Genomic DNA, 24,902 nt, shown 5'->3' with positions numbered 1-24,902 from the left:
GCATCTCCAAAGCGATGATGCTACCCGGCGCAGGCAAACGAGGAGACCCGACATGCGCATCCTGCTGGCAGAAGACGAGCCCGAGCTGGCCAACTGGCTGGCGCGCGCGCTGGAGCGCGGCGGCCTGCTGGCCGACTGGGTGAGCGACGGGCGCGATGTGCTGCCCAGCCTGGCGGCGCGCAGCTACGACGCGCTGGTGCTGGACCTGGGCCTGCCCGGGCTGGACGGCCACCAGGTGCTCGCGGCCTTGCGCGCGCAGGACGAGCGCTTGCCGGTGCTGATTCTGACGGCGCGCAACTCGCTGATGGCGCGGGTGGGCACGCTCAACGAAGGCGCCGACGACTTTCTGGCCAAGCCCTTCGATCTGGCCGAGCTGGAGGCCCGCCTGCACGCGCTGATCCGCCGCGCGCGGGGCAGCGCCCATTGGCGCCAGAGCTGCGGGCCGCTCACCTGGGACGCCGGCACCAAGGGCTTCACGCTGGACGGTCAGCCCCTGGCGCTGACCCCGCGCGAACACGCCGTGCTGCGCGTGCTGATCCAGCACCTGGGCGAGCCGCTGTCCAAGACGGAAATCCTCGACCGCGTGGTGTCCGACGCGCGCGACGTCAGCCCCGAGGCCATCGAGGTGCTGATGCACCGGCTGCGCAAGCGCCTGGACGGCACCGGCGTGCGCATCGTCACCTTGCGCGGACTGGGCTATGTGCTGGAGGCCACCGCATGAGGGGGCGCGGCGCCAGCCTGCGCCGCACGCTGCTGGGCGTGCTGGCCGCCGGCATGCTGCTGGCCTCGGGCGTCAGCCTGTGGGGCACCTGGCGCACGGTGGCCGCCGCCGCCAACGCCGCGTACGACCGCTCGCTGGCCGGCGCCATCAAGGCCATTGACGTGAACATCACCACCGCCGGCGGCGGCCTGGGGGTGGAGCTGCCCTACACCCTGCTGGAGTTCTTCGAGCTCACCGCCGGCGGCGAGGTGTTCTTTCGCGTGGCCACCGAGGACGGCCTGGTCGAGATCGGCAACACCGACCTGCCGTCGCCCGAAGCCAGCCTCATCAACGGCCGCCCGCGCTTTCGCGATGCGGTCTACCACGGCCAGGCGGTGCGGCTGGGCTCGTACACGCGGCTGCTGCCCACGCCGCTGGCCGGACAAACCGGGGTGCAGCGCGTGGTGATCCAGGTGGCTGAGACCCTGACTTCGCGCCAGGACTTCACGCGCGCCCTGCTGATGGAGGCCATGGCGCGCAACGCCCTGCTGGTGATCCTGGCGCTGGCGTTGATGGCGCTGGCCACCGGGTGGGCGCTGCGCCCGCTGGCGCGCCTGTCGGCCCAGGTGCAGGCCCGCACGCCGGGTGACCTGACGCCGATTCCGCCGGCCCAGGTGCCGGCCGAGGCGCGCGCGCTGGTCGAATCCATCAACCACCACATGGCGCGCCACCAGCAGGCCAGCGAGGCGCGCCGGCACTTCGTGGACGACGCCTCGCACCAGCTGCGCACGCCGCTGACCACGCTCACCACGCAGGTGGACTATGCCCTGCGCGAGGCGCCGCCCGGCGCGGTGCGCGAAGCGCTGCTGGCCATTCGCCAGCAGTTGGACGACGCCGCACGGCAGATCAACCAGATGCTGGCGCTGGCGCACGCCGACGCCGCCGAGGCGCCGCTGGAGCCGGTCGATCTGGTGGCGCTGGCGCGCGATCTCACGCGCTCCTGGTGGCCGCGCGCGCGCGCCGCGCAGATCGACCTGGGCTTCGACAGCGCGCTGCCGGCGCTGCCCGTCCTGGCCAACGCGGCACTGCTGCGCGAGGCGCTGACCAACCTGGTGCACAACGCGCTGCGCTACACCCCGGCCGGCGGCCACGTCACCGTGACGGTGGAGCACGCCGGCGGCGACGCGCTGCTGGGCGTGCACGACGACGGCCCGGGCCTGGAGCCCGACGAGCTGCCGCGCGCCAGTGAGCGCTTTTTTCGCGGTCGTCACGCGCGCCCGGGCGGCACCGGCCTGGGCCTGCCGATCGTGCGCGCCGTGGCCGAGCGCCATGGCGGCGCGCTGGAGCTGCGCAACGGCGCGGACGGGCGGGGCTTCGTGGCCCGGTTGCGACTGCCGCTGCACCCCGCGGACGCACCAAAACCCGCATCAACACAGGGAAAACCCTGAACGGAGCCGCCGAATTGAAAGGTCCTTGAAAGTACCCGGTCGATAAAGTTGCCCTGCTCTTGCCGCATTCCTGCATGAAGCACGAATGCCCGGCGTCCTTTCCCGCAACACGAACCGCTCAAGGAGACTTGTTCATGAAGCTCAAACACACCCTCGCGATCCTGGCCCTGGCCAGTGGCATGGGCCTGGCGCACGCCGGCCCGCTGGACAAGACCGAATGCATCGCGCCGGCCAAGCCCGGCGGCGGGTTCGACCTGACCTGCAAGCTGGCGCAGTCCGGCCTGCTGGAGGGCAAGTTCATCAAGGACCCGATGCGCGTGACCTACATGCCCGGCGGCATCGGCGCGGTGGCCTACAACGCCGTGGTCGCCCAGCGCCCGGCCGAGAACAACACGATCGTGGCCTACTCGGGCGGCTCGCTGCTGAACCTGGCGCAGGGCAAGTTCGGCCGCTACAACGAAAGCGACGTGCGCTGGCTGGCCGCCGTCGGCGCCGACTACGGCGCGATCATCGTGGCCGACAACTCGCCCTTCAAGTCGCTCAAGGACCTGGTGGCCGCCATCAAGGCCGACCCGACCAAGGTGGTGTTCGGCGCCGGCGGCACCGTGGGCAGCCAGGACTGGATGAAGGCTGCGCTGACGGCCAGGGCCGCCGGGCTGGACCCGCGCAAGATGCGCTTCGTGGCCTTTGAAGGCGGCGGCGAGGCCTCTACCGCGCTGCAGGGCGGCCACGTGCAGGTGTACTCGGGCGACGCCTCCGAGGCCGAAGAGCAGATGAAGGCCGGCGCCAAGATCCGCGTGCTGGCCGTGATGGCCGACAAGCGCCTGGAGGGCAAGCTGGCCAGCGTGCCCACCGCCAAGGAGCAGGGCATGGACGTCGAGTGGCCGATCATCCGCGGGTTCTACATGGGGCCCAAGGTGAGCGACGCCGACTTCAAGGTGTGGACCGATACCTTCAACAAGATGATGGCCACGCCCGAATTCGCCAAGCTGCGCGGCGAGCGCGGCCTGTTCCCCTTCACCAAGACCGGCCCCGAGCTGGACGCCTACATCAAGCAGCGCGTGGGCGACTACCGCAAGCTGGCGGCCGATTTCGGCCTGGCCGTCGCCAAGTAAACCCAGTCTTGGCGCCTGGCCGCGCGGCCTGACGGCCCCGTGGCCGGCGCTGTCGACTGCAACTGGAACCCATCACCATGAGCGATCGCATTCTGGGTGTCGCCTGTGTCGCGGTGGCCGCAGGCATGGCCTGGGCCGCTGCGGACTACGCGGCGCCGATTTCCTACGAACCCGTGGGCCCGCGCGCCTTTCCGCTGCTGCTGGCCGGCCTGATGGCCTTGGGCGGCCTGTGGCTGATCGTGCGCCCGTCCATGCGGGACAACTGGCTGCGCCAGGTGCCGCTGCGGCCGCTGGCCTTTGCCGTGGCCGCGGTCTTTGTCTACGCGCTGCTGTTCGAGAGCCTGGGCTTCACGCTGGCCACGACGATCATGTCCGTACCCGTCGGCATGGCCTTTGGCGGCAGCTGGAAGCAGTCGCTGGCCGGCGGCGTCGGCCTGGGCGTGCTGCTGTTTCTGGGCTTTGACAAGCTGCTGGACGTGGTGCTGCCCTCCGGCCTGCTGTCCTTCATTTTCGGAGGCCGTTGAAATGAAACACCCCCAGTCTTCACTCGCTGCGCGATGTTTCGCCCACCCCCTCAACGGGGCATCGCCTGCGGGCGGGCAAAGCCCTTCCGCGGCGATCGTTGGCCTGGCCTGCTCCGCGGCCGTTGGGCTCTTTGCGTTTCATCGGCTGCGGGTGACGCGCAGCGCCATGGACAACTGAAATGGATACCTTGCAATACCTCGCGACCGGCTTCGGCGTCGCGCTGACGCTCAACAACCTGATGGTGGCCGCCATCGGCGCGCTGGTGGGCACCATCGTCGGCATGCTGCCGGGGCTGGGGCCGATCAACGGCGTGGCCATCCTGATGCCGCTGGCCTTTGCGCTCAAGCTGCCGGCCGAAACCGCGCTGATCCTGCTGGCCGCGGTCTACATGGGCTGCGAGTTCGGCGGGCGCATCTCGGCGATTTTGATCAACGTGCCGGGCGACGCCGGCGCCATCATGACCACGCTGGACGGCTACCCCATGGCCAAGAAGGGCCTGGGCGGGGTGGCACTGTCGATCTCGGCCTGGTCGTCCTTCATTGGCTCGTTCATCGCCACCTGCGGCATCGTGCTGTTCGCGCCGCTGCTGGCCCGGTGGGCCCTGGCCTTCGGGCCGGCGGAATACTTCGCCCTGATGGTGTTTGCCTTTGCCTGCATCACCGGCCTGATGGGCGATGCGCCGGTCAAGGCCGCGCTGGCGGCGGTCATCGGCCTGGCGCTGGCTACCGTGGGGCTGGACTCCAACTCGGGCGTGTACCGCTTCACCGGCGGCGATGTGCACCTGTCGGACGGCATCCAGTTCATCGTGCTGGTGATCGGCCTGTTCTCGATCAGCGAAATCCTGCTGATGCTGGAGCAGCACTTCATGAACACCGGCCTGATCAAGAACACCGGCCGCGCGCTGTTCAACCTGAAGGAGGTGGCCTACACGTGGTGGTCCACCATCCGCTCGTCGGTGCTGGGCTTCGTCATCGGCGTGCTGCCGGGCGCGGGCGCCACCATTGCCAGCGCCATGACCTACACGCTGGAAAAACGCCTGGCCGGCCCCGACGCCAAGTTCGGCGAGGGCGACATCCGCGGCGTGGCCGCACCCGAGGCAGCCAACAACGCCTCGGCCGCGGGCTCCTTCGTGCCCATGCTGACGCTGGGCGTGCCCGGCTCGGGCACCACGGCGGTGATGATGGGGGCGCTGGCGCTCTACAACATCACGCCCGGCCCGGCGCTGTTCACGCAGAACCCGGCGCTGGTGTGGGGCCTGATCGCCTCGTTCTTCGTCGCCAACTTCATCCTGCTGATCATCAACATCCCGCTGGTGGGCGTGTTCGCGCGCATGCTGCAAACGCCCAACTGGCTGCTGGTGCCGGCCATCCTGGCGGTCAGCACGGTGGGCGTGTACTCGGTGCACGCCACCACGTTCGACCTGGTGCTGATGTCGGTGTTCGGCGTGCTGGGCTACCTGCTGCGCAAGCAGGGCGTGCCGATGGCGCCGCTGATCCTGGGCTTCGTGCTGGGCGACATGATGGAGCAGAACCTGCGCCGCGCGCTGTCCATCACCAACGGCGAGGTCGGCATTCTGTACGAGAGCACCATCTCGATCGGCCTGTGGGTGCTGTCGGCGCTGATGCTGATCGTGCCGCCGCTGCTGCGCCTGCGCCGGCGAGCAAGCTGACGCCTCGCGTCGCCGACGCAGACAAAAAAAACCGCGGCCCCGCCAGGGTCCCGCGGTTTTTTTCTGGCGGCTTCAGGGCGACGATGCCGTGCGCGGCCAAGCCGGCCGGCGCCCCGTGAGCTGGCTCACGATCAAGGCCTGAAGCGGGGGCAGTCGGCTGGAGCCGGCCAGCACGGCGCGTCGCAGCAACTTGGGCAGCGGGCGCTCGTCGGTGTACAGGCCGACGATGACGTTGGTGCCCTGATACAGCGGCCAGGCGTGGCGGTGGTGGGCGCTGGCGTAGCGCTGCAGCCGCGCGGCATCGCCCAGGTCGGCGCCCTGGGCGCACGCGCCTTCCAGCACCCGCGCCAGGCGCTCGACCGCGGCCAGGCCCAGGTTGTAGCCATGCGCCGTCACGGGGTGCATGCCCACCGCCGCATCGCCCACCAGCGCGCAGCGCGCGCCGGCAAAACGCTGGGCATACACGGCCACCAGCGGATAGGCATGGCGCTCGCCCACCAGGTGCATGCGGCCCAGGCGGTGTCCGAACTGCCGCTGCACGCTGGCCGCAAAGTCCTCGGGCGACAAGGCCAGCAGCGCCTGTGCCTGCTCGGCGCGGGCGGTCACCACGGCCGAGCACTGGGGGGTGCCGCTGCCCGGGTCGTCCGGCAGCGGCAGGATGGCCAGCGTGCGCTCGTAGTCGAAGCATTCGTGCGCCACCTCGCCGTGCGGCGCCTCGTGGCGCAGCCGGCAGACGATGACGGTGCGGCCGAAGTCGCGCATCGACGCGCCGATGCCGAGCTGGCGGCGCGTGGCCGAAAAGCGGCTGTCGGCGGCCACCAGCAAGGGCGCGCGCAAGCGCTGCGGCGGCGCTTGGCGGCCCTGGGCCGCCACGCAGTCCAGCTCGGCATGCGCGTCCGTGACGCTCACGCGCGTGACCGAGCAGCCCGTCAGAATGCGCACGCCCGGGGTGGACGCCGCCACGTCCCAGGCGGTGCGGCGCAGTGCGTGGTTGGGCACGATCCAGCCCAGGTTGTCGCAGCCGGTGCCGCCCGCGTGCAGCGTCATGCCCGGGCCCCGGCCCACCGGCCCGTCGTGCACCTGGGCCTGGCGCAGCAGGCCGATCTCGTGCGGCGCCAGGCGCTGCCAACTGCCCAGGCGCTGCAAGGTGGCGACGCTGGGGTGCGTGAGCGCGATCTCGCGCCCGTCCGGCGCTGGGCGGGCCAGGGCGCCCTCGCCCTGCTGCTCCAGCACCGTGGCCCGCCAGCCGGTTTGCGCCAGCGCCACGGCCAGCGACAGCCCGGCGGGGCCTGCACCGACGATCAGCACGTCGGTGTCGAACGACGGATCGGGCGAACAGGGAGAAACGGACGATGAGGGCATGGCGGGCGCGCAAGACGGCAAAGGGACTCTCCGATTGTCGGCGCGGCCCCGGGCGCGGCCCTTGCACTGGATCAATGCCGGCGGGCCTGGCGCGACCCGCCCTCGGCCCTCAACGCCGCGGCTTGCCGCCCTTGCGTGCCTTGGCGGCCGCCTTTTTGACGGCGGCCTTCAGCGCCTGCATGGGCGAGCGCCGCTCGGCCGCCTCATCGCGCAGTGCATGCGCCTTGGCGGACTTGGCGGACTTGACGGCCTTGGCCGCGGACGGCTTGCCGTCGCCGCCGGCCTTGTCGCGCAAGGCCCCGCGCAGCACCGCATCGCCGGCCTCGTGCACCAGGCGAAAGTCGATCTTGCGCGCATCCAGGTCCACACGGCTGACCTGCACGCGCACGCGCGTGCCCAGCGCGTAGCGGATGCCGGTGCGCTCGCCGCGCAGCTCCTGGCGCACCTCGTCGAAGCGGAAGTACTCGCCGCCCAGCTCGGTGATGTGCACCAGGCCCTCGACGTACATGTCGGTCAGGGTGACGAACAGGCCGAAGCTGGTGACGGCGCTCACCGTGCCGGTGTATTCCTCGCCCAGGTGCTCGCGCATGTACTTGCACTTGAGCCAGGCCTCGACGTCGCGGCTGGCCTCGTCGGCGCGGCGCTCGTTGGCGCTGCAATGCAGGCCGGCGGCTTCCCAGTCCTGCATCTCGGGCGAGATGCGGTGGCGCGGATCGCCCTTGTCACGCCCGCGCTGCACGCGGTCCTTTTGCAGGCGCTTGCGCAGCTTCTCATGCGCATCGCCGGGCGTCGGCAAGGCGGGCAGATGGTATTTCTTGCCGGCCAGAATGGCCTTGATGACGCGGTGCACCAGCAGGTCGGGGTAGCGTCGGATCGGGCTGGTGAAGTGCGTGTAGGCCTCGAACGCCAGCCCGAAGTGCCCGCTGTTGATGGGCGAATAAATGGCCTGGCTCATCGAGCGCAGCAGCATCATGTGGATCTGCTCGGCGTCCACGCGCTCCTGCGTGGCGTCGGCAATGCGCTGAAACTCCTCGGGGCGCGGCTCGTCGCTGACGGCCAGGCCCACGCCCAGCGCCTTCAGGTAGGCGCGCAGCAGGTCCACCTTCTCGGGCGTGGGGCCTTCGTGCACGCGGTACAGGCCCAGGTGCTTGCCCTGGCCGATGAAGTCGGCGCTGCACACGTTGGCCGCCAGCATGCATTCCTCGATCAGCCGGTGCGCGTCGTTGCGCGTGCGCGGGACAATCTTCTCGATGCGCCCGGACTCGTCGCACACGATCTGCGTCTCGGTGGTGTCGAAGTCCACCGCACCGCGCTTTTGCCGCGCCTTGAGCAGGGCGCGAAACACCTCGTGCAGATGGATCAAGTCCTGCACGCGCGCCTTGCGCTGGGCCGCCTCGGGGCCGCGCGTGTTGGCCAAAATCGCCGCCACCTCGGTGTAGGTCATGCGCGCGTGGCTGTTCATCACCGCGGGGTACAGCTGATAGGCCTGCACCTCGCCGTCTGCGGTGACCAGCATGTCGCACACCATGCACAGGCGATCGACCTCGGGGTTGAGCGAGCACAGGCCGTTGCTGAGCTTCTCGGGCAGCATGGGGATCACGCGGCGCGGAAAGTACACGCTGGTGGCGCGGTCGTAGGCGTCCACGTCGATCGGGCTGCCGGTCTGCACGTAGTGGCTCACGTCGGCGATGGCCACCAGCAGGCGCCAGCCGTTGGGCTTCTTGCCGCGGCCGCTGACCACCGCCGGCGTGGCATAGACGGCGTCGTCGAAGTCGCGCGCGTCCTCGCCGTCGATGGTGACCAGCGGCACGTCGGTCAAATCCACGCGGCCGGCGCGGTCCTTGGGGCGCACCGTCTCGGGCAGCGCGCGGGACTCGGCCAGGCAGGCTTCGGAAAACTCGTGCGGCACGCCGTACTTGCGCACCGCGATCTCGATCTCCATGCCCGGGTCGTCCACCTCGCCCAGCACTTCCTTGACGCGGCCCACGGGCTGGCCATACAGAGCGGGCGGCTCGGTCAGCTCGACGACGACCACCTGCCCGGCCTTGGCCGCGCCGATGGCGCCCTTGGGAATCATCACGTCCTGACCGTAGCGCTTGTCCTCGGGCGCCACCAGCCACAGGCCGCCCTCGTGCAGCAGGCGCCCGATGATGGGCTGCGGCGGGCGCTCGACGATCTCCAGCACGCGCCCCTCGGGGCGGCCGCGCCGGTCATGGCGCACCACGCGCACGCGCACGCGGTCGCGGTGCAGCACGGCGCGCATCTCGTTGGGGGGCAGGTAAATGTCGGCCTCGCCGTCGTCGCGCAGCAGAAAGCCATGGCCATCGCGATGGCCGGAAACCACACCTTCGATTTCGTCGGGCAGATTTTTTTGGGGGGCTGAATTTTTGATATAGAATCCTTGTTTCCTGATGCCCAGGTGGCGGAATTGGTAGACGCACTAGTTTCAGGTACTAGCGGGTAACTCCGTGGAGGTTCGAGTCCTCTCCTGGGCACCAACAATAAAAGCAACGGGCTGGAACATACCAGACTTGTCGCAAACGGAAAGCCACCTTCGGGTGGCTTTTTTCTTGGTCTTTTTTTGCCGGTCGGGCATCAGATGGGCTGTGCCACCAGATCGTGCCCCTGCGTGCCCACCACGCGCGCGCGGGTGAAGGTGCCGACCTTCAGCGTCTTGCTGGCCTTCTCGGGCGGCAGCAAGTGCACCACGCCGTCGATCTCGGGCGCGTCGGCGTAGCTGCGCCCCACCCCGCCGCGCCGGCCCAGGGCGGGGGCCGAGTCGATCAACACCTGCATGCTGGCGCCGACGCGCTCGTGCAGCTTCTGGGCCGACACCTGCTCGGCCACCGCCATGAAGCGCGCGCGGCGCTCCTCGCGCACTTCGGCGGGCAGCATGCCCGGCAGATCGTTGGCCGCGGCGCCTTCGACGGGCGAATAGGCAAAGCAGCCCGCGCGGTCGATGCGCGCGGCGCGCATGAACTCCAGCAGGTGCTCGAACTCGGCCTCGGTCTCGCCCGGAAAGCCGGCGATGAAGGTCGAGCGGATCACGATCTCGGGGCACATGGCGCGCCAGCGCTCGATGCGCTCCAGGTTCTTCTCGCCGCTGGCCGGGCGCTTCATGCGCCGCAGCACCTCGGGGTGGCTGTGCTGCAAGGGCACGTCCAGGTACGGCAGCACGCGGCCCGCGGCCATCAGGGGCACGATCTCGTCCACGCTCGGGTACGGGTACACGTAGTGCAGGCGCACCCAGGCGCCATGCGGCGCAGCCAGCTCGCCCAGCGCCTGCACCAGCTCCAGCAGGCGCGTCTTGACCGGGCGGCCGCCCCAGAAGCCGGTGCGGTACTTCAGGTCCACGCCATAGGCCGAGGTGTCCTGGCTGATGATGAGCAGCTCTTTCACGCCGCCTTCGAACAAGGCCTGCGCCTCCTTCAGCACGTCGCCGATCGGGCGGCTGACCAGATCGCCGCGCATCGACGGAATGATGCAGAAGGTGCAGCGGTGGTTGCAGCCCTCGCTGATCTTCAGGTAGGCGTAGTGGCGCGGCGTGAGCTTGAGCCCCGCCTCGCCAAACGCGCCCGGCACCAGGTCGATGAAGGGGTCGTGCGGCTTGGGCAGGTGCTGGTGCACCGCGTCCATCACCGACTGCGTGGCCTGCGGCCCGGTGACGGCCAGCACCGACGGGTGCAGGTGCTTGACCAGGTTTTCTGAATCATTCTGGCCTGCAGCGCTTGCCCCATGTGCGCTGCCAGCTATCGTTTTTGCACCAAGGCAGCCGGTGACGATGACCTTGCCATTGACCGCGAGGGCCTCGCCGATGGTGTCCAGGCTTTCCTTGACGGCCTCGTCGATGAAACCGCAGGTGTTGACGATGACCAGGTCCGCGCCTTCAAAACTCTTGGCGGTCTGGTAGCCCTCGGCGCTGAGTTGCGTGAGGATCAGCTCGGAGTCGGTGAGGTTCTTGGGGCAGCCCAGGCTGACGAAGCCGACTTTGGGAGCCTTGGCGCTTTCCGGCGTCGCGGCTGCGCTGCAAGTATCTGATTTCATTTGGATTTCACAGCGCGGCCGGGCGGCCAATCTGAGACCGGTATTGTAGGCGAGGCGGGTGAAACCGTTCTTGCAGCATGAGCCCCGAGTGGCCGCGTCCCGTTGGCCGGGGATCGAAACAGCGCCAGTTCTGGGTACCGCTCCATGCGGGGTGGCCGCCTGCAGGGGTCCAGCGGATGGCGCCAACAAGCCCCGGCCGGTCGCTGCACCTCTTTATCTTTTTCATAATGACTCAAGCCCGCCGACACCGGCCGCTTCACCCGGGCAGTCCCTTTGGGGAACACAACCCATGGCGGGCAGTCTGCCTTTCAACGAGGAAATGCACATGAGCCCAAAAACCCTCCGACTGAACATGCCGCAATGGCAAGGCGGAGCTGAACCCGCCTACCGTTTTGGCGCCGAACTGCTGCGCTGGCTGGCGCCCGCACATGAGGGGCCGGAAGAAACGGTGGCGGTCCCCGTCGCTGACAACCGGCCGCTGGAAACCGAACGCGGCATCAAGGCACGCACGGCCCTGCTGTCGCAGGCGCGCGCAGCGCGGGCCGCCATCGAGCGGCACCAGCCCGATCGCATCGTCACGCTGGGCGGTGACTGCCTCATCGATCTGGCGCCGATGGCCTACCTGAATCGGCGCCACGACGGCAAGCTGGGCGTGCTGTGGATCGACGCGCACCCCGACATCATGAGTCCCGCCGAGTTCTCGCACGCCCACGCCCATGTGCTGGGCATGCTGCTGGGGCGCGGCGATGAAGAGTTCACCGCCGAAGTCGAGCGCAAGCTCGATCCGGCGCGCGTCATGATCGCGGGCATGAGCGCCTGGACCGAGGCCGAAGGGCCGATTCTTCAGCAGCTCGGCATCCGGCACACGCCCGCGGCGGACATTGCCGACAACAGCCAGCCCATCATCGACTGGATCGAGGCCGAAGGCATCACCCACCTGGCCGTGCATTTCGACCTGGACGTGCTCGATCCTGCGCACTTCTCGCCCCTGCTGTTCAACCGGCCGGATCAGCCGGAGGGCGCGTTCGACGGCATCGTGCAAGGCACGATGCGGCTGGAGCGGGTGGTCCGGCTGCTGCAGGACGTGAGCCATGCCTGCGATGTGGTCGGCCTGGGGATCGCGGAGTTCCTGCCCTGGGACATGCTGCGCCTGAAGAACGCGCTGGCCAGCCTGCCCCTCATCGGACGCGATGGAACAAGCGGCTGAGCCGCTTCGCACCGGGCATGGCGCGATCAGAAAAACGTCACCCCGGATTCCGAACGCCGCACCCCCTGCACGCGGTCGCCGGGCGCAGGCGGGCCGTCAGCGACGCATGCCGAAGGCGCTCAGGAATTGCTCGGCCTGCCGCGCCATCTGCTCCTGCATCTGCACGAAGGTGGCCTTGGACTGCTCCAGGTAGCTGCTCATCACGCCTTGCATCAGCGGGACCTGCTGGCGCATGAACTGCGACCACAGCTCGGGGGTGAGCCCCTGGGCCTGCTCGGCCAGCTGGGTCTGAATCTCGACCATGGCCTGGATGTTCTTCTCGAGATAGGAGCCCATGAACCCCTGCATGGCGTGACCGTAGAAGCGAATGATGTCGGCCAGCACCGCCTCGGTGAACAGCGGCGCGCCGGCGGCCTCTTCCTCGAGGATGATCTGCAGCAGGATGCTGCGCGTCAGGTTTTCGCCGGTCTTGGCATCCAGCACCACGAAGCGCTCGCGCTCCATCACCAGGGCGCGCACCTGCGCCAGCGTGATGTAGGACGACGCATCGGTGTCGTACAGCCGACGGTTGGGGTACTTCTTGATGACCCGCACGCCCGGGCGTGTGACAGGGGCGACGGTCTCTTTGGCGGGGCTCATTCGGCAACGGATCCTTCAAGCACTTGCAATGAAGGAAATTCTAGGCGGGTGGGCAGGCAGTGGCGCGCCATGTGCGCCCGCCCTGCAAGCAGCAAGGCCGTGCGACTGGCGACAATCGCACGGCCTCAATGGATTTTGGTGGGTCGTGCAGGATTCGAACCTGCGACCAACGGATTAAAAGTCCGCTGCTCTACCAACTGAGCTAACGACCCCCTTTGACCCGAAACGCCACTCGCGTGAAATTCCGGCAAGCCCGAGAGTATATCCAAGTTGTCACGGCGCCTTGGCCAATTGATCGAGCACCCAACCCGCGGCGCACAGGCCGAAGGTCGCGGTGACGGCCACGCTGGAGCCATAGCCGTGGCAGTTCAGGCTGCCATCCGATGCGGCCGGCGCGTCGCAGGCCGCCGGCTGCACCACGGCCTCGCGACTGAACACGCAGGGCACGCCCAGCGGGCGCGCGCCCGCCGGCGTGCCACCGGCGCGGCGCAGGCGATAGCGCAACTGGGCGATCAGCGGATCGTGCGTGACCTGCGCGATGTCGGCAATCTCCACCCGCTCGCCCGCCCGCTTGCCGCCCGCGGCGCCGACGGTGATGAAGCGCATGTTCTGCTCGCGCGCCCACTGCACCATGGCCAGCTTGGCGGCCACGCGGTCGCAGGCGTCGATCAGTGCATCCACCGGCTGCGGCAGCAGCTGCGGCCAGTTGCCGGGCTCGACGAAGGCATCGACCGCATGCACCTGGCAGCCCGGGTGGATTTGCGCGATGCGCTCGCGCATGGCGCTGGCTTTGGCCTGGCCCAGCGTGTCGGTCAGCGCGTGGATTTGCCGGTTGACGTTGGACTCGGCAATGTGATCCATGTCGATCAGCGTGAGCTGCGCCACGCCGCTGCGCGCCAGCGCCTCGGCCGCCCACGAGCCCACGCCGCCAATGCCCACCACCGCCACGTGCGCAGCGCGGATGCGCGCGGCGCCGGCCGCCCCGTACAGCCGCGCCAGGCCGCCAAAGCGCCGCTCGGCGTCCACATCGAGCACGTCGAGCCCATCGCCGATCATGCCTGCCGCTCCAGCCGCCAGGCCTGGGCCTTGAGTGCCAGCACCGCGCCGGCAATGATGCTGGCCACCGCGCTGAAGCTGGTCAGGCTGAGGTTGGACACCCCGCTCAGGCCCTGCCCGATGGTGCAGCCCAGCGCCGTCACGCCGCCCACGCCCATCAGCACCGCGCCGATCAGGTGCGTGGCCAGGTCTTCGGTGGTGCGAAAGCCCTCCCAGCGAAAGCGCCGCGTGGCCACCGCATGCACGAAGCCGCCCACCACGACGCCGGCCACCGACACGGCGGCAATGCCCAGGTGGCGGTTGCGGTCGCTGTAGAACATCAGCCAGTCGATGGCCCAGGCCAGCGGCGCGGTAAACGTCAACGACTCGATGCGGCCGGTGCGCGAGCCCAGGTAGGTCGCCTCCAGCGTCTGCGGGTGCTCGGCCACGTAGCCCAGCGCCCCACTGACCCACCACATGCCGACGATGGCCGCGCCGATGCCCACGCCCGCCAGCAGGTTGTTGGCCCGCACAAAGCCGCGCCCCAGCAAGGCCCAGGCCACCAGCGCGCCGCCCACGGCCAGCGCGCTGGCGAGCAGCGCCGCCGGCAGCGACCAGCCCAGCGCGCCGGCGGCCAGGTGGCCCAGCGTGGCCGGGCCCGAAAACGCCACGTACACCCGGTCCACCGTGCCATCGCGCCACACCGCCGTCAGCCCACGCAGCGTGATGTAGGCCGACAGCGCCATGACGATGAACACCACCAGCGCCTTCAGGTTGCCCGCGCCCATGCGCACCAGATTCTTGCTGCCGCAGCCCGAGGCCAGCACCATGCCGATGCCGAACAAGAGCCCGCCCACCAGCGACGACAGCCACATCCAGCGCGAGTCGGCATACACCGTGTCCGCCGAGCGAATGACACCGCCCGCCGCCAGCAGCGCAAAGCCCAGCACCGCCACGCCCGCGGCGAGCGCCCACTGGCGCATGCGTGTCCACTCGCCCATGGTCACCACATCGGTCACCGCGCCCATGGTGCAAAAGCCCGTGCGGTGCACGATGGCGCCAAACGCGGCAGACAGCAAAAACGTCGCCACCAGGACGGCGTGGGTCAGCAGGGATACATCGGGCTCGGGCGGCATGGCGGGCGATTTTATTGAACCGGCCCGGAGGCGGCGCGCTCGCGCAGCCTGGATCGAACCCGGATCACTTCACATTTGATAGCGGTTTGCGCTCTTCAGGCAAGCCGGATGGGCATATTCGTTGTGCACTTCGCGCCGGCGCGGCCGCTCGTGCGCCCCGTCCTGCGCGGCTAAAATTGCCGGTTTTCCCGTTCGCACACCCCGGCCGGCGCGCCCGCCGTCGGCCCCATCGACTCACCATGTCCGACCAACCCACCCAAGCCCGTCTGGCGGCGCTGTCCAAATCGTTCGAACCCGCCGCCATCGAAGCGCACTGGGGCCCCGCATGGGAGCAGGCCGGCCTGGGACGCGCGGGCTGGCGCGGCACCGGCGCCGCCAATGCCGAGGCCGCCGCCGCGGGCCGCAACTTCGCCATCCAGTTGCCGCCGCCCAACGTCACCGGCACGCTGCACATGGGCCATGCGTTCAACCAGACGATCATGGACAGCCTGACGCGCTATCACCGCATGCGCGGCTTCAACACCTTGTGGGTGCCGGGCACCGACCATGCCGGCATCGCCACGCAGATCGTGGTCGAGCGCCAGTTGCAGGAGCAGGGCACGAGCCGTCACGATCTGGGCCGCAAGAACTTCGTCGCGCGCGTGTGGGAGTGGAAGCAGCAGTCGGGCGACACCATCACGCGCCAGATGCGCCGCATGGGCGCCAGCGTGGACTGGGGCCATGAGTACTTCACCATGGACGACAAGCTCTCGAAGGTCGTCACCGAGACCTTCGTCACGCTGTACGAGCAGGGGCTGATCTACCGCGGCAAGCGCTTGGTCAACTGGGACCCGGAGCTGAAAAGCGCGGTGAGCGACCTGGAGGTGGAAAGCACGGAGGAAGACGGCTTTCTGTGGCACATCGCCTACCCCCTGGCCGACGGCAGCGGCGACCAGCTGGTGGTGGCCACCACGCGGCCCGAAACCATGCTGGGCGACGTGGCCGTGATGGTGCACCCCGAGGACGAGCGCTATCAGCGTTTCATCGGCAAGGCGGTCACGCTGCCGCTGGTGGGCCGCGCCATCCCGGTGATTGCCGACGACTACGTGGACAAGGACTTCGGCACCGGCGTCGTCAAGGTCACGCCGGCGCACGACGCCAACGACTATGCGGTGGGGCAGCGCCATGGTCTGCCCATGATCGGGGTGCTGACGCTGGATGCGCATATCAACGACCAGGCGCCCGCCCGGTACCAGGGCATGGAGCGCTTTGCGGCACGCAAGGCCATCGTCGCCGACCTGCAGGCGCAGGGCCTGCTCATCGAGACCAGGAAGCACAAGCTGATGGTGCCGCGCTGCGCCCGCACGGGCCAGATCATCGAGCCCATGCTGACCGACCAATGGTTCGTGGCCATGAATAAGGCCCCCACGCTCCCTGCTTCGCATGGTTCGCTGCCCCCCGAGGGGGCTGCGCCCGGCTTGGGGCGGCCCGGCGCCGGCGCGGCTGAGCCGTTCGACACCCGATCCATCGCACAAAAAGCCATCGACGCCGTGCAGTCCGGCGCGGTGCGCTTCGTGCCCGAGCAGTGGGTCAACACCTACAACCAGTGGATGAACAACATCCAGGACTGGTGCATCTCGCGCCAGCTCTGGTGGGGCCACCAGATTCCGGCCTGGTATGGCGAGGATGGTTCGATTTTTGTAGCACGCAGCGAAGACGAGGCGCGCGCCAAGGCCCGCAAGGCCGGATATGGCGGCGCACTGACGCGCGATGAAGACGTGCTCGACACCTGGTACTCGTCGGCCCTGGTGCCCTTCTCTACGCTGGGCTGGCCTGAAAAGACCGAAGACCTGGCCCTGTACCTGCCCAGCAGCGTGCTGGTCACCGGCCACGACATCATCTTCTTCTGGGTCGCCCGGATGATCATGATGACCACGCACTTCACCGGCCAGGTGCCGTTCAAGGACGTGTACATCCACGGCCTGGTGCTCGACGCGCACGGCAAGAAAATGAGCAAGAGCGAGGGCAACGTGCTCGACCCGGTCGATCTGATCGACGGCATCGCGCTCGAACCCCTTCTGGCCAAGCGGACGACGGGCCTGCGCAAGCCTGAGACCGCGCCCAGGGTGCGCGAGAACACCAAGAAGGAGTTTCCCGACGGCATCCCGGGCTACGGCGCCGACGCGCTGCGCTTTACCTTTGCCGCCATGGCCACGCTGGGGCGCACCGTCAACTTCGACAGCAAGCGCTGCGAGGGCTACCGCAACTTCTGCAACAAGCTGTGGAACGCCAGCCGCTTTGTGCTGATGAACTGCGAAGGCCAGGACTGCGGCAATGAGGCCCCCACGCTCCCTGCTGCGCATGGTGCGCTGCCCCCTGAGGGGGCTGGCCCCGCCTTGGGGCGGCCCGGCGGCGGGTCCGAGGCGGATCAGGCGCTCGAGCGCAGCGCCGCCGACCGCTGGATCGTCAGCCTGCTGCAAAAGACCGAGGCCGCCGTGGCCAAGGGCTTTGCCGACTACCGCCTGGACACCGTGGCCAGCGCCCTCTACGACTTCGTCTGGAACGAGTTCTGCGACTGGTACCTCGAAATCGCCAAGGTGCAGATCCAGGCCGGCACGCCCGCGCAGCAGCGCGCCACCCGCCGCACCCTGGTGCGCGTGCTGGAGGTCATCCTGCGCCTGGCGCACCCCATCATCCCCTTCGTGACCGAGGCGCTGTGGCAGGCCGTGGCGCCCGTGGCCGGCAAGACGGGCGACTCGATCGCCGTGGCGCCCTACCCCGAAGCGCAAGCGGCCAACATCGACGAGGCGGCCGAAGCGCAGATCGCGCACCTGAAGGCGCTGGTGGACGCCTGCCGCAACCTGCGCGGCGAAATGGGCGTGTCGCCCGCGCAGCGCCTGCCCCTGTTTGCGCTGGGCGATGCGGCCTTCATCCAGCAGCACGCCGGCGCGCTGCAAGGCTTGGCCAAGCTGAGCGAAGTCAAGGTGTTCGCCAGCGAAGCCGACTGGGCCGCCGCCGCCCAGGCCGCACCGACGGCCGTGGTGGGCGATGCGCGCCTGGCGCTGTTCATGCAAGTGGACGTGGCCGCCGAAAAGGCCCGCCTGACCAAAGAAGCCGCGCGCCTACAGGGCGAACTGGCCAAGGCCCAGGGCAAGCTGGGCAACGCCGCCTTCACGGCCAAGGCGCCGCCGGCGGTGATCGAGCAGGAGCAAAAGCGCGTGGCCGACTTTGGCGCGGCGCTGGAAAAAATTCAGGCGCAACTCGCGCGGCTGGGCTGAGAGCTTGAGAGTCTTTTGCCCATGCCCGCTGATCACGCCAAAACACGCCCACTCGTCGTTGCAAATGCTCGCCGTAGCCCGAGCTACGTCTGCGCTTTGCGTCTCGATTGGACGCGTTTTGACGCGCTCCTCGGGCACGCCCAAAAAACTCTCAACCTCCGAGGTCCCGACCCCACAAGCCGGCGGCATGCCTGGCCGCAAAAGCCGGCCAGGCGGGATTGCGCAACAGGGCGCCGTGGGTGGACAGGGGCGGCGCTTTCAGCCCAATGGCATCGGCTTCGTGGCCGTGCCCTTCCAGCCACCCTGCTGCGCGCTCATCTCCAGCGTCTGATGCAGGCGGTCGGCCAGATACCAGCTGCCGCGCAAGTACGACTCCTGCGTGCGCGGCGCCAGGCGCGGCGTGATGCGCAGATTGGGCAAGCCCCGCACCGGGCACCCCGGCTGGGCCAGCAGATCGTCGTCGCTGTCCATCCAGCAGGCGGCCAGGCGCCCCGAGCGCAGCGCCTGCGCCAGGGCGTCCAGGTCGAACAGCGCCGCGCGGCTGGCGCTCACCCACAACTGGCCGGGCTTGCAAGACTGAAGCACGCGCTCGCCAACCAAGCCACGATAGCGTGAGGCGTACGCGGTCTGCATGGACACGGCGTCAACCGTCTCCAGCATTTCGGCCAGCGACAAGGGATGCACACCCAGGCGGGTCCAAATCTCGGCGCTGCGATGCAGCGTTGGGTCGTAGCCCAGCACCCGCGCGCCCAGCGCCACCAGCATGGGCGCCAGCATCTGCGCCGGCGCCGACAGGCCGAACAGGCCGATCGCGCTGTCGTTGATCTCGCGCCCGGGCGATTGCAAGTCGCCTGGCTCAGCGCCGACGTTGAGGTTGCCGCTGGTGCGAAACAGGGTCAGCAGGGCCGTGAGCAGGTATTCCGCCGTGGCGCGCGCTGTCGCGCTGGAGGCCTGCACCACGCGCACAGACCGGCGCTGGCAGGCTTCGAAGTCGATGTTGTCGCCGCCTTCGTGGATGCGTCCCACGGCCACCAGGCGCGGCGCAAAGTCCAGCAGCGGCTTGCCCACGCGCAGCCACGAAGGCACCACCAGCGCATCGGTCTTGTACAGGTGCGCGCGCAGGGCTTGCGGATCGCGCGCCAACTCTGGCCGATAATCCACGTGGTGGCGTGCAGCCAGCCACTGGCGGGCATCGGCAGCCAAGTTTTCCAACAACAATATCTCCACGCTCATCCCCGTTTTGCCCAGTCGATGCGCCGACCATACCGGCCGACCTTGCTGACAGCAGGGTGAAAATGTAACACTTTGCCGCCACCATGACTACCCCCCGCCAAATCCACACCGCCGTCTTTCCCGTGGCCGGCCTGGGCACCCGTTTTTTGCCCGCCACCAAGGCCAGCCCCAAGGAAATGCTGCCGGTGGTGGACAAGCCGCTGATCCAGTATGCCGTCGAGGAGGCCTACGCCGCCGGCATGCGCCACATGGTGTTCGTCACCGGGCGCAGCAAGCGCGCCATCGAAGACCACTTCGACACCGCCTACGAGCTGGAAAGCGAGCTCGAGGCCGCCGGCAAGCACGCCCTGATCGAGATGGTGCGCGCCGTCTCGCCGGACGACATGAACTGCTCCTACGTGCGCCAACCGCGCTCGCTGGGCCTGGGCCACGCCGTGCTGTGCGCCGCGCACATCGTCGGTGACCGGCCCTTTGCCGTGCTGCTGGCCGACGACCTGATGGTGGGCCCGCCCGGCGGCGCGCCCGTGCTCAAGCAGATGGTGGACGCCTACGCCCGCCTGGGGCGCTCGGTGCTGGCGGTGCAGGAGGTGCCGGCCGACCAGGTGCGCCGCTACGGCATCGTGGCCGGCCAGCCGGCGGGCGAACGGCTGATCGACATCGAGCGCATTGTCGAAAAGCCCGTGCCCGATCAGGCGCCCTCACGCATGGCCGTGGCCGGCCGCTATGTGCTCAGCCCCGGCATCTTCGACGAGATTCGCGAGCAGACACCGGGCGCGGGCGGCGAAATCCAGCTCACCGACGCCATTGCCCGGCTGATGACCAAGGAAGCCGTCTACGCCTATCAATACAAGGGCAAACGCTACGATTGTGGTAGCAAAGAAGGCTTTTTGCAGGCCACCGTCGAACTCGCCCTGCAGCACCCGCAGATGGGCGCCGGCTTTCGCGACTACCTGAAGTCGCTGGCGCTGTAGCCGCTCAACGCCGGCGCAGCACGTGCACGAACTGCTCGGGCGTGCTTTGCTGCTCGACCAGCTCGTTGCCCGTCTGCTTGGCAAAGGCCTGAAAGTCGCGCACCGAACCCGGGTCGGTGCTGAGCACCCGCAGCAGCTGGCCGCTTGTCAATTCCGACAAGGCCTTTTTGGCTTTCAGGATGGGCAGCGGGCAGTTCAGTCCGCGCGCATCGACTTCCTTGGTGATATCCATCGGCCAATTGTCGGTCAATCGAGCCGGCCCTGAGCGGCGAGCGTCTGCGACACAGGTTGTCGCACCGATGGAGATGATGGCTCCTGCCACTTCAGGAGAAGCCCATCGCCCGCCGTCACTCCCGTCCACCCCAAGGGCTTGCGCCGCACATCGCACTGTGGATGCTGCGCCTGATCACCTCGCCCGACGTCCTGCGCCGCTTCGTGCGCAAGGATGACTTTGCGCGCGACGACATCGCCCATGCCCTGGGCCTGGACCACTGGATCGACCCCGAAGACCGCCCCTTCAACCCCCAGGCCGTGCGCGCCGAGCTGTACCAGCAGCTGAAAACCGTGCAGCGCGCCTGTGCCAGGGCGCCCCTGCCCACCCTGCTGCAGGGCAACGTGCAGCGCCTGGCAAGCTTGGTGGGCCTGAGCGCGGTCGATGCACAAATCCTCGCGTTTGCCGTGTGCCTGCACAACGAGCCGCTGCTCGATGACACCGCCGACCTGCTCGAATCGCTCACCACCTCCAAGTTGACCCAAATCCTGGCCATGGTGCTGGAGCTGCCCGACGCGCAGGTGCGCCAGGCGCTGGGCAGCCAGGGCCTGCTGGCTCGCTCGGGCCTGGTCGTGGTCGATCGCACCGGCTCATCGCGCCTCAAGTCCAAGCTCGATTTGCTCTCTCACACCTTTGCCGATCAGATGGTGTGCACCGACGCCGACCCGATTGACATGCTGCGCGGCAAGATCCGCCCCGCCGCGCCGGGTTGTTTGGCGCTGGCCGACTACGGCCACATCCAGCCCACGCTGGACATCGTGCGTCCCTGGCTGCGCCACGCGCAGGCCACGCGGCGGCGCGGCGTCAACCTGTACATGCATGGCGCGCCCGGCACGGGCAAGACCGAGTTGGCCCGCGCCCTGGCGCAGGACCTGGGATGCGAGCTGTTCGAGGTGGCCAGCGAGGATGAGGACGGCGACCCCATCAGCGCAACCAGCCGCCTGCGCGCCTTCCGCGCCGCGCAAAGCTTTCTGGCCCAGCGCAAGGCGCTGCTGCTGTTCGACGAGGTGGAAGACGTCTTCAGCGAAGGCCCGCTGGAGCGCAGCACGGCCCAGTCGCACAAGGGCTGGCTCAACCGCATGCTGGAGGACAACCCCGTGCCCACGCTGTGGCTGTCCAACGCCGTGCACGGGGTGGACGCGGCCTTCATCCGCCGCTTCGACATGGTGTTCGAGCTGCCCGTGCCGCCGCGCAGCCAGCGCGCGCGCATCGTGCAGGCGCATTGCGGCGACCTGCTGGACGCGCCGCGCCTGGCCCGCATGGCCGAGGCCGGACACCTGGCCCCTGCCGTGGTTGCCCGTGCCAGCACCGTGGCGCACGCCATCGAAGCCGAGGTGGGCCGCGCCGCCAGCGCCCGGGCCTTCGAGCACATGGTCAGCCAGACGCTGCAGGCCCAGGGCCACCGCCCGCTGCCGCGCCACGACCCGCACCGCCTGCCCGAGGTGTATGCCCCCGATTTTCTGCACGCCGACGCCGACCTGGCCGACATCGCCCGCCGCCTGGTCGCCGCACAGGGCACCGGCCACGGCGGCGCGCGGCTGTGCCTGTATGGCCCGCCGGGCACGGGCAAGACAGCCTTCGGGCGCTGGCTGGCCGAGCAACTGGACAAGCCGCTGCTCGTGCACCGCGCGTCCGACCTGCTGTCGATGTACGTGGGTGAGGCCGAGAAGAACATCGCCCGCGCCTTCCGCGAAGCCGAGGACAACGATGCACTGCTGCTCATCGACGAGGTGGACAGCTTTCTGCAAGACCGCCGCGTCGCGCAGCGCAGCTGGGAAGTGACCCAGGTCAACGAGATGCTCACGCAGATGGAGGGCTATTGCGGCGTGTTCATCGCCAGCACCAACCTGATGGATGGGCTGGACCCGGCCGCGCTGCGCCGCTTCGATTTGAAGGTGAAGCTGGACTACCTGCGCCCGCCCCAAGCCTGGGCACTGCTGCAACGCCACTGCGCGCAACTCGGCCTGCCCGCGCCCGGCGCGGCAGAACAGGCCCGCGTGGAGCGGTTAAGGCAGCTCACGCCCGGGGACTTTGCTGCGGTGCTGCGGCAAAGCCGTTTCATGCCCTTGGCCAGCGCGGCGGCGCTGGTGGCGGGGCTGGAAGCCGAATGCAGATTGAAGCAGGACGGCAGGAAGGCGATGGGGTTTGTTTGATGCCCAATTTGTAGGCAAATTGGCTTGCAGCGCTTATAGAACAAGCGTGATCAGCTATCCAAATTGAAGTAATGGATTGACGTCACTGATGGATCTGCCGCGGCCCATGATGGGGCAACACAATCGACCAGGCCCAGCCGTACCGCGATGACGCCCGCAGGGTATCGCGGCAGCAAATAACCAATATTCAAGATGCATTGGTACGCCAAAAGGAGGACGCCGTGAGCCGAAATACATCCGTAGCCCTCGGACAGCACTTCGCCGACTTCATTGATGCCCAGGTGCAAGCCGGGCGCTATAGCACCGCCAGCGACGTGCTCAGGGCCGCGTTGCGCTTGCTGGAGGAACACGAAGCCAGGGTGAAGGCTTTGCAAGATGCGCTGAATGCCGGCCGTCAATCTGGCGAGCCACGCGTGTTCGACAGCGAGGCGTTTCTGAGCCGGAGGCATGCGCAGCATCGCCAAGCCCCAGCCGCACGCAGCACCAACGGCAGGACACCGATCGACATCTGTGACGGCAAAGCCGCGCAGCCGCAGTAACGTGCTTGCCCACCGTCTTGCGAGGCTGGCTCGCCTTGTTGGGCTGGCGCGATTTTGTACGGCACAATTTGTCACACCTCCGCCACCATGCCCGGCATGACCACCCCACGCACCCTGTCCAAATCCAAGCTGCTGGCCTTGCGCCAATGCCCCAAGCGCCTGTGGCTGGAAGTGCACCAGCCGCAGGCCCGCCAGGACTCGGGCGCCACCCTGGCCAGCTTTGCTGCCGGCCACCAGGTGGGCGACATTGCGCGGCAGATTTACGACCCCCAGCAGCGCGGCCACTTGATCGACCCGCAGGTCGAGGGCTTTGACGCCGTCTTTGCCCGCACGCAGGCGCTGCTGCAATCGCGCCAGCCGATCTTTGAAGCGGGCTTTCGTGCCGAAGGGGCTTTGGCCTTTGCCGACGTGCTGCTGCCCACACGCGGCGGCGGCTGGCGCATGGTGGAGGTGAAGTCGTCAACCTCCGTCAAGGACTACCACCGCGACGATGCTGCCGTGCAGGCCTTTGTGGCCCGCGCCTGCGGCGTGCCGCTGCAATCCATCGCGCTCGCGCACATCGACAGCCAGTGGACCTACCCCGGCCACGGCGACTACCGCGGCCTGCTGGTGGAAGAAGACCTGAGCGAAGACGCCTTTGCCCGCGCCGATGAAGTGCGGGGCTGGATCGCCGAGGCCCAGGCCGTTGTGACGCGCCAAACCGCGCCGTGCGTCAGCACCGGCAGCCAGTGCAGTGCCCCTTACGAATGCGGCTTTCTCGCCCACTGCCAAAGCCAGGAGCCGCAGGCCGAACACCCCGTGCACTGGCTGCCACGCCGCAGCAATGCGCTCAATGCACACATCGAGGAGCACGGCACCCGTGAACTGCGCGACCTGCCCGACAGCCTGCTCAACCCCACGCAGCAGCGCGTGAAAACCGCCACCTTGTCGGGCCAGGCCTTCTTCAACCAGGCCGCCACTGCGCAGGCCCTGGCTGCACACAAGCTGCCGGGCTACTTTCTGGACTTTGAAACCATCCAATTCGCCGTGCCCATCTGGCCCGGCACGCGGCCCTATCAGCAAATCCCCTTCCAGTTCAGCGTGCACCGCCTGGGGCGCACGGGGCGCGTGGCGCATCAAGCGTTTCTCGACCTGACGGGCGGCAACCCCTCGCTGGCCTTTGCCCAGGCCCTCATCGCCTCCTGCGGCGAGCGCGGCCCGGTGTTTGTCTATAACGCCGCGTTCGAAGCCACCCGCATCCGCGAGCTGGCCGAACGCCACCCGCACCTGGCCCCCGCGCTGCACGCGCTGAATGCACGTATCGTCGATCTGCTGCCCATCGCCCGCCAGCACTACTACCACCCCAGCCAGCAAGGCAGCTGGAGCATCAAGGCCGTGCTGCCCACCTTGTGTCCGGAGCTGTGCTACGACACGCTCGACGGCGTGCAGGACGGCGGCGGGGCCCAGCAGGCGTACCTGGAGGCCATCGCCCCCGCCACCAGCGCGGCGCGCAAGGCCGAACTGGAGCGCCAGTTGCTCGCCTACTGCCACCTCGACACCTGGGCGATGGTGCGGCTGTGGGCCGCGTTTACCCACACCCTTTTGAAAGCCTGACCCCC

At 68.6% G+C, this 24,902-nt stretch carries 19 protein-coding genes and 2 tRNA genes; 12 read left to right on the top strand and 9 right to left on the bottom strand.

Features of this window, described 5'->3' with window-relative positions:
• Positions 1-52: 52 nt before the first annotated feature.
• The 5 genes from U1F38_RS03080 (at position 53) to U1F38_RS03060 (ending at position 5,457) form a co-directional block, all read left to right on the top strand.
• The gene (locus U1F38_RS03080) at positions 53-721 is read left to right on the top strand and encodes a response regulator (protein ID WP_409985573.1); all 669 of its coding nucleotides are present in this window, start codon (positions 53-55) and stop codon (positions 719-721) included.
• Positions 718-2,148 carry a sensor histidine kinase gene (locus U1F38_RS03075; RefSeq protein ID WP_409985572.1) on the top strand — a complete coding sequence of 477 codons (1,431 nt, stop codon included), beginning with the start codon at positions 718-720 and terminating at the stop codon, positions 2,146-2,148. The genes U1F38_RS03080 and U1F38_RS03075 overlap by 4 nt, the downstream gene beginning before the upstream one ends.
• Positions 2,149-2,282: 134 nt before the next feature.
• Positions 2,283-3,263 carry a Bug family tripartite tricarboxylate transporter substrate binding protein gene (locus U1F38_RS03070; protein WP_409985571.1) on the top strand — a complete coding sequence of 327 codons (981 nt, stop codon included), beginning with the start codon at positions 2,283-2,285 and terminating at the stop codon, positions 3,261-3,263.
• Between the two features lie 77 nt (positions 3,264-3,340).
• Positions 3,341-3,787: a tripartite tricarboxylate transporter TctB family protein gene (locus U1F38_RS03065; protein WP_409985570.1), complete on the top strand. Its 447-nt coding sequence runs from the start codon at positions 3,341-3,343 to the stop codon at positions 3,785-3,787.
• A 179-nt stretch (positions 3,788-3,966) separates the two neighbouring features.
• Positions 3,967-5,457, top strand: a complete 1,491-nt coding sequence (locus tag U1F38_RS03060) for a tripartite tricarboxylate transporter permease (RefSeq protein WP_409985569.1) — start codon at positions 3,967-3,969, stop codon at positions 5,455-5,457.
• Between the two features lie 72 nt (positions 5,458-5,529).
• Here U1F38_RS03060 and ubiM read toward each other — a convergent pair whose 3' ends face one another.
• Together ubiM and rnr are read right to left on the bottom strand one after the other, a co-directional pair.
• Positions 5,530-6,819: a 5-demethoxyubiquinol-8 5-hydroxylase UbiM gene (gene ubiM, locus U1F38_RS03055; protein WP_409985568.1), complete on the bottom strand. Its 1,290-nt coding sequence runs from the start codon at positions 6,817-6,819 to the stop codon at positions 5,530-5,532.
• A 109-nt stretch (positions 6,820-6,928) separates the two neighbouring features.
• Positions 6,929-9,184, bottom strand: coding sequence for a ribonuclease R (rnr, locus tag U1F38_RS03050; protein ID WP_409985793.1), 2,256 nt, complete (start codon positions 9,182-9,184; stop codon positions 6,929-6,931).
• Between the two features lie 48 nt (positions 9,185-9,232).
• Here rnr and U1F38_RS03045 point away from each other — a divergent pair.
• Positions 9,233-9,317 (top strand) — tRNA-Leu (locus U1F38_RS03045).
• 97 nt (positions 9,318-9,414) lie between these two features.
• Here the strand turns inward: U1F38_RS03045 and rimO are convergent.
• Positions 9,415-10,863, bottom strand: a complete 1,449-nt coding sequence (rimO, locus tag U1F38_RS03040) for a 30S ribosomal protein S12 methylthiotransferase RimO (protein ID WP_409985567.1) — start codon at positions 10,861-10,863, stop codon at positions 9,415-9,417.
• 325 nt (positions 10,864-11,188) lie between these two features.
• On the opposite strand from rimO, the gene U1F38_RS03035 reads away from it, so the two are divergent.
• Positions 11,189-12,070, top strand: a complete 882-nt coding sequence (locus U1F38_RS03035; RefSeq protein ID WP_409985566.1) for an arginase family protein — start codon at positions 11,189-11,191, stop codon at positions 12,068-12,070.
• 96 nt (positions 12,071-12,166) lie between these two features.
• On the opposite strand, the gene phaR is transcribed toward U1F38_RS03035, so the two are convergent.
• The 4 genes from phaR to U1F38_RS03015 form a co-directional block, all read right to left on the bottom strand.
• Positions 12,167-12,709 carry a polyhydroxyalkanoate synthesis repressor PhaR gene (gene phaR / locus U1F38_RS03030; RefSeq protein ID WP_409985565.1) on the bottom strand — a complete coding sequence of 181 codons (543 nt, stop codon included), beginning with the start codon at positions 12,707-12,709 and terminating at the stop codon, positions 12,167-12,169.
• A 136-nt stretch (positions 12,710-12,845) separates the two neighbouring features.
• Positions 12,846-12,921 (bottom strand) — tRNA-Lys (locus U1F38_RS03025).
• Positions 12,922-12,982: 61 nt separating this feature from the next.
• Complete coding sequence (locus tag U1F38_RS03020; protein ID WP_409985564.1) at positions 12,983-13,765, bottom strand: ThiF family adenylyltransferase; 783 nt, start codon at positions 13,763-13,765, stop codon at positions 12,983-12,985.
• Positions 13,762-14,880, bottom strand: coding sequence for a YeeE/YedE family protein (locus U1F38_RS03015; protein ID WP_409985563.1), 1,119 nt, complete (start codon positions 14,878-14,880; stop codon positions 13,762-13,764). The genes U1F38_RS03020 and U1F38_RS03015 overlap by 4 nt, the downstream gene beginning before the upstream one ends.
• 239 nt (positions 14,881-15,119) lie before the next feature.
• Between U1F38_RS03015 and U1F38_RS03010 the strand changes: the two genes are divergently transcribed.
• Positions 15,120-18,137: a valine--tRNA ligase gene (locus U1F38_RS03010; RefSeq protein WP_409985562.1), complete on the top strand. Its 3,018-nt coding sequence runs from the start codon at positions 15,120-15,122 to the stop codon at positions 18,135-18,137.
• Between the two features lie 258 nt (positions 18,138-18,395).
• On the opposite strand, the gene U1F38_RS03005 is transcribed toward U1F38_RS03010, so the two are convergent.
• Positions 18,396-19,352: an NAD(P)-dependent oxidoreductase gene (locus tag U1F38_RS03005; protein ID WP_409985561.1), complete on the bottom strand. Its 957-nt coding sequence runs from the start codon at positions 19,350-19,352 to the stop codon at positions 18,396-18,398.
• A 101-nt stretch (positions 19,353-19,453) separates the two neighbouring features.
• On the opposite strand from U1F38_RS03005, the gene galU reads away from it, so the two are divergent.
• Positions 19,454-20,341, top strand: a complete 888-nt coding sequence (gene galU / locus U1F38_RS03000; RefSeq protein WP_409985560.1) for a UTP--glucose-1-phosphate uridylyltransferase GalU — start codon at positions 19,454-19,456, stop codon at positions 20,339-20,341.
• A 4-nt stretch (positions 20,342-20,345) separates the two neighbouring features.
• On the opposite strand, the gene U1F38_RS02995 is transcribed toward galU, so the two are convergent.
• Positions 20,346-20,573, bottom strand: a complete 228-nt coding sequence (locus U1F38_RS02995) for a sulfurtransferase TusA family protein (protein WP_409985559.1) — start codon at positions 20,571-20,573, stop codon at positions 20,346-20,348.
• 161 nt (positions 20,574-20,734) lie between these two features.
• On the opposite strand from U1F38_RS02995, the gene U1F38_RS02990 reads away from it, so the two are divergent.
• From U1F38_RS02990 to U1F38_RS02980, 3 genes are all read left to right on the top strand, one after another.
• Positions 20,735-22,765: an AAA family ATPase gene (locus U1F38_RS02990; protein ID WP_409985558.1), complete on the top strand. Its 2,031-nt coding sequence runs from the start codon at positions 20,735-20,737 to the stop codon at positions 22,763-22,765.
• A 221-nt stretch (positions 22,766-22,986) separates the two neighbouring features.
• Entirely contained in the window at positions 22,987-23,304 is a 318-nt protein-coding gene (locus U1F38_RS02985; RefSeq protein WP_409985557.1) for a type II toxin-antitoxin system ParD family antitoxin, read from the top strand.
• 96 nt (positions 23,305-23,400) lie between these two features.
• Entirely contained in the window at positions 23,401-24,897 is a 1,497-nt protein-coding gene (locus U1F38_RS02980; protein WP_409985556.1) for a DUF2779 domain-containing protein, read from the top strand.
• Positions 24,898-24,902: the final 5 nt, after the last annotated feature.

Origin of the sequence: Ottowia sp. (assembly GCF_046348305.1) — a bacterium.
In the GTDB taxonomy this organism is placed as follows: Bacteria; Pseudomonadota; Gammaproteobacteria; order Burkholderiales; family Burkholderiaceae_C; genus Ottowia.
Note: the sequence above shows the minus strand (reverse complement) of the source record. Positions and strands in the feature narration are given on the sequence as shown.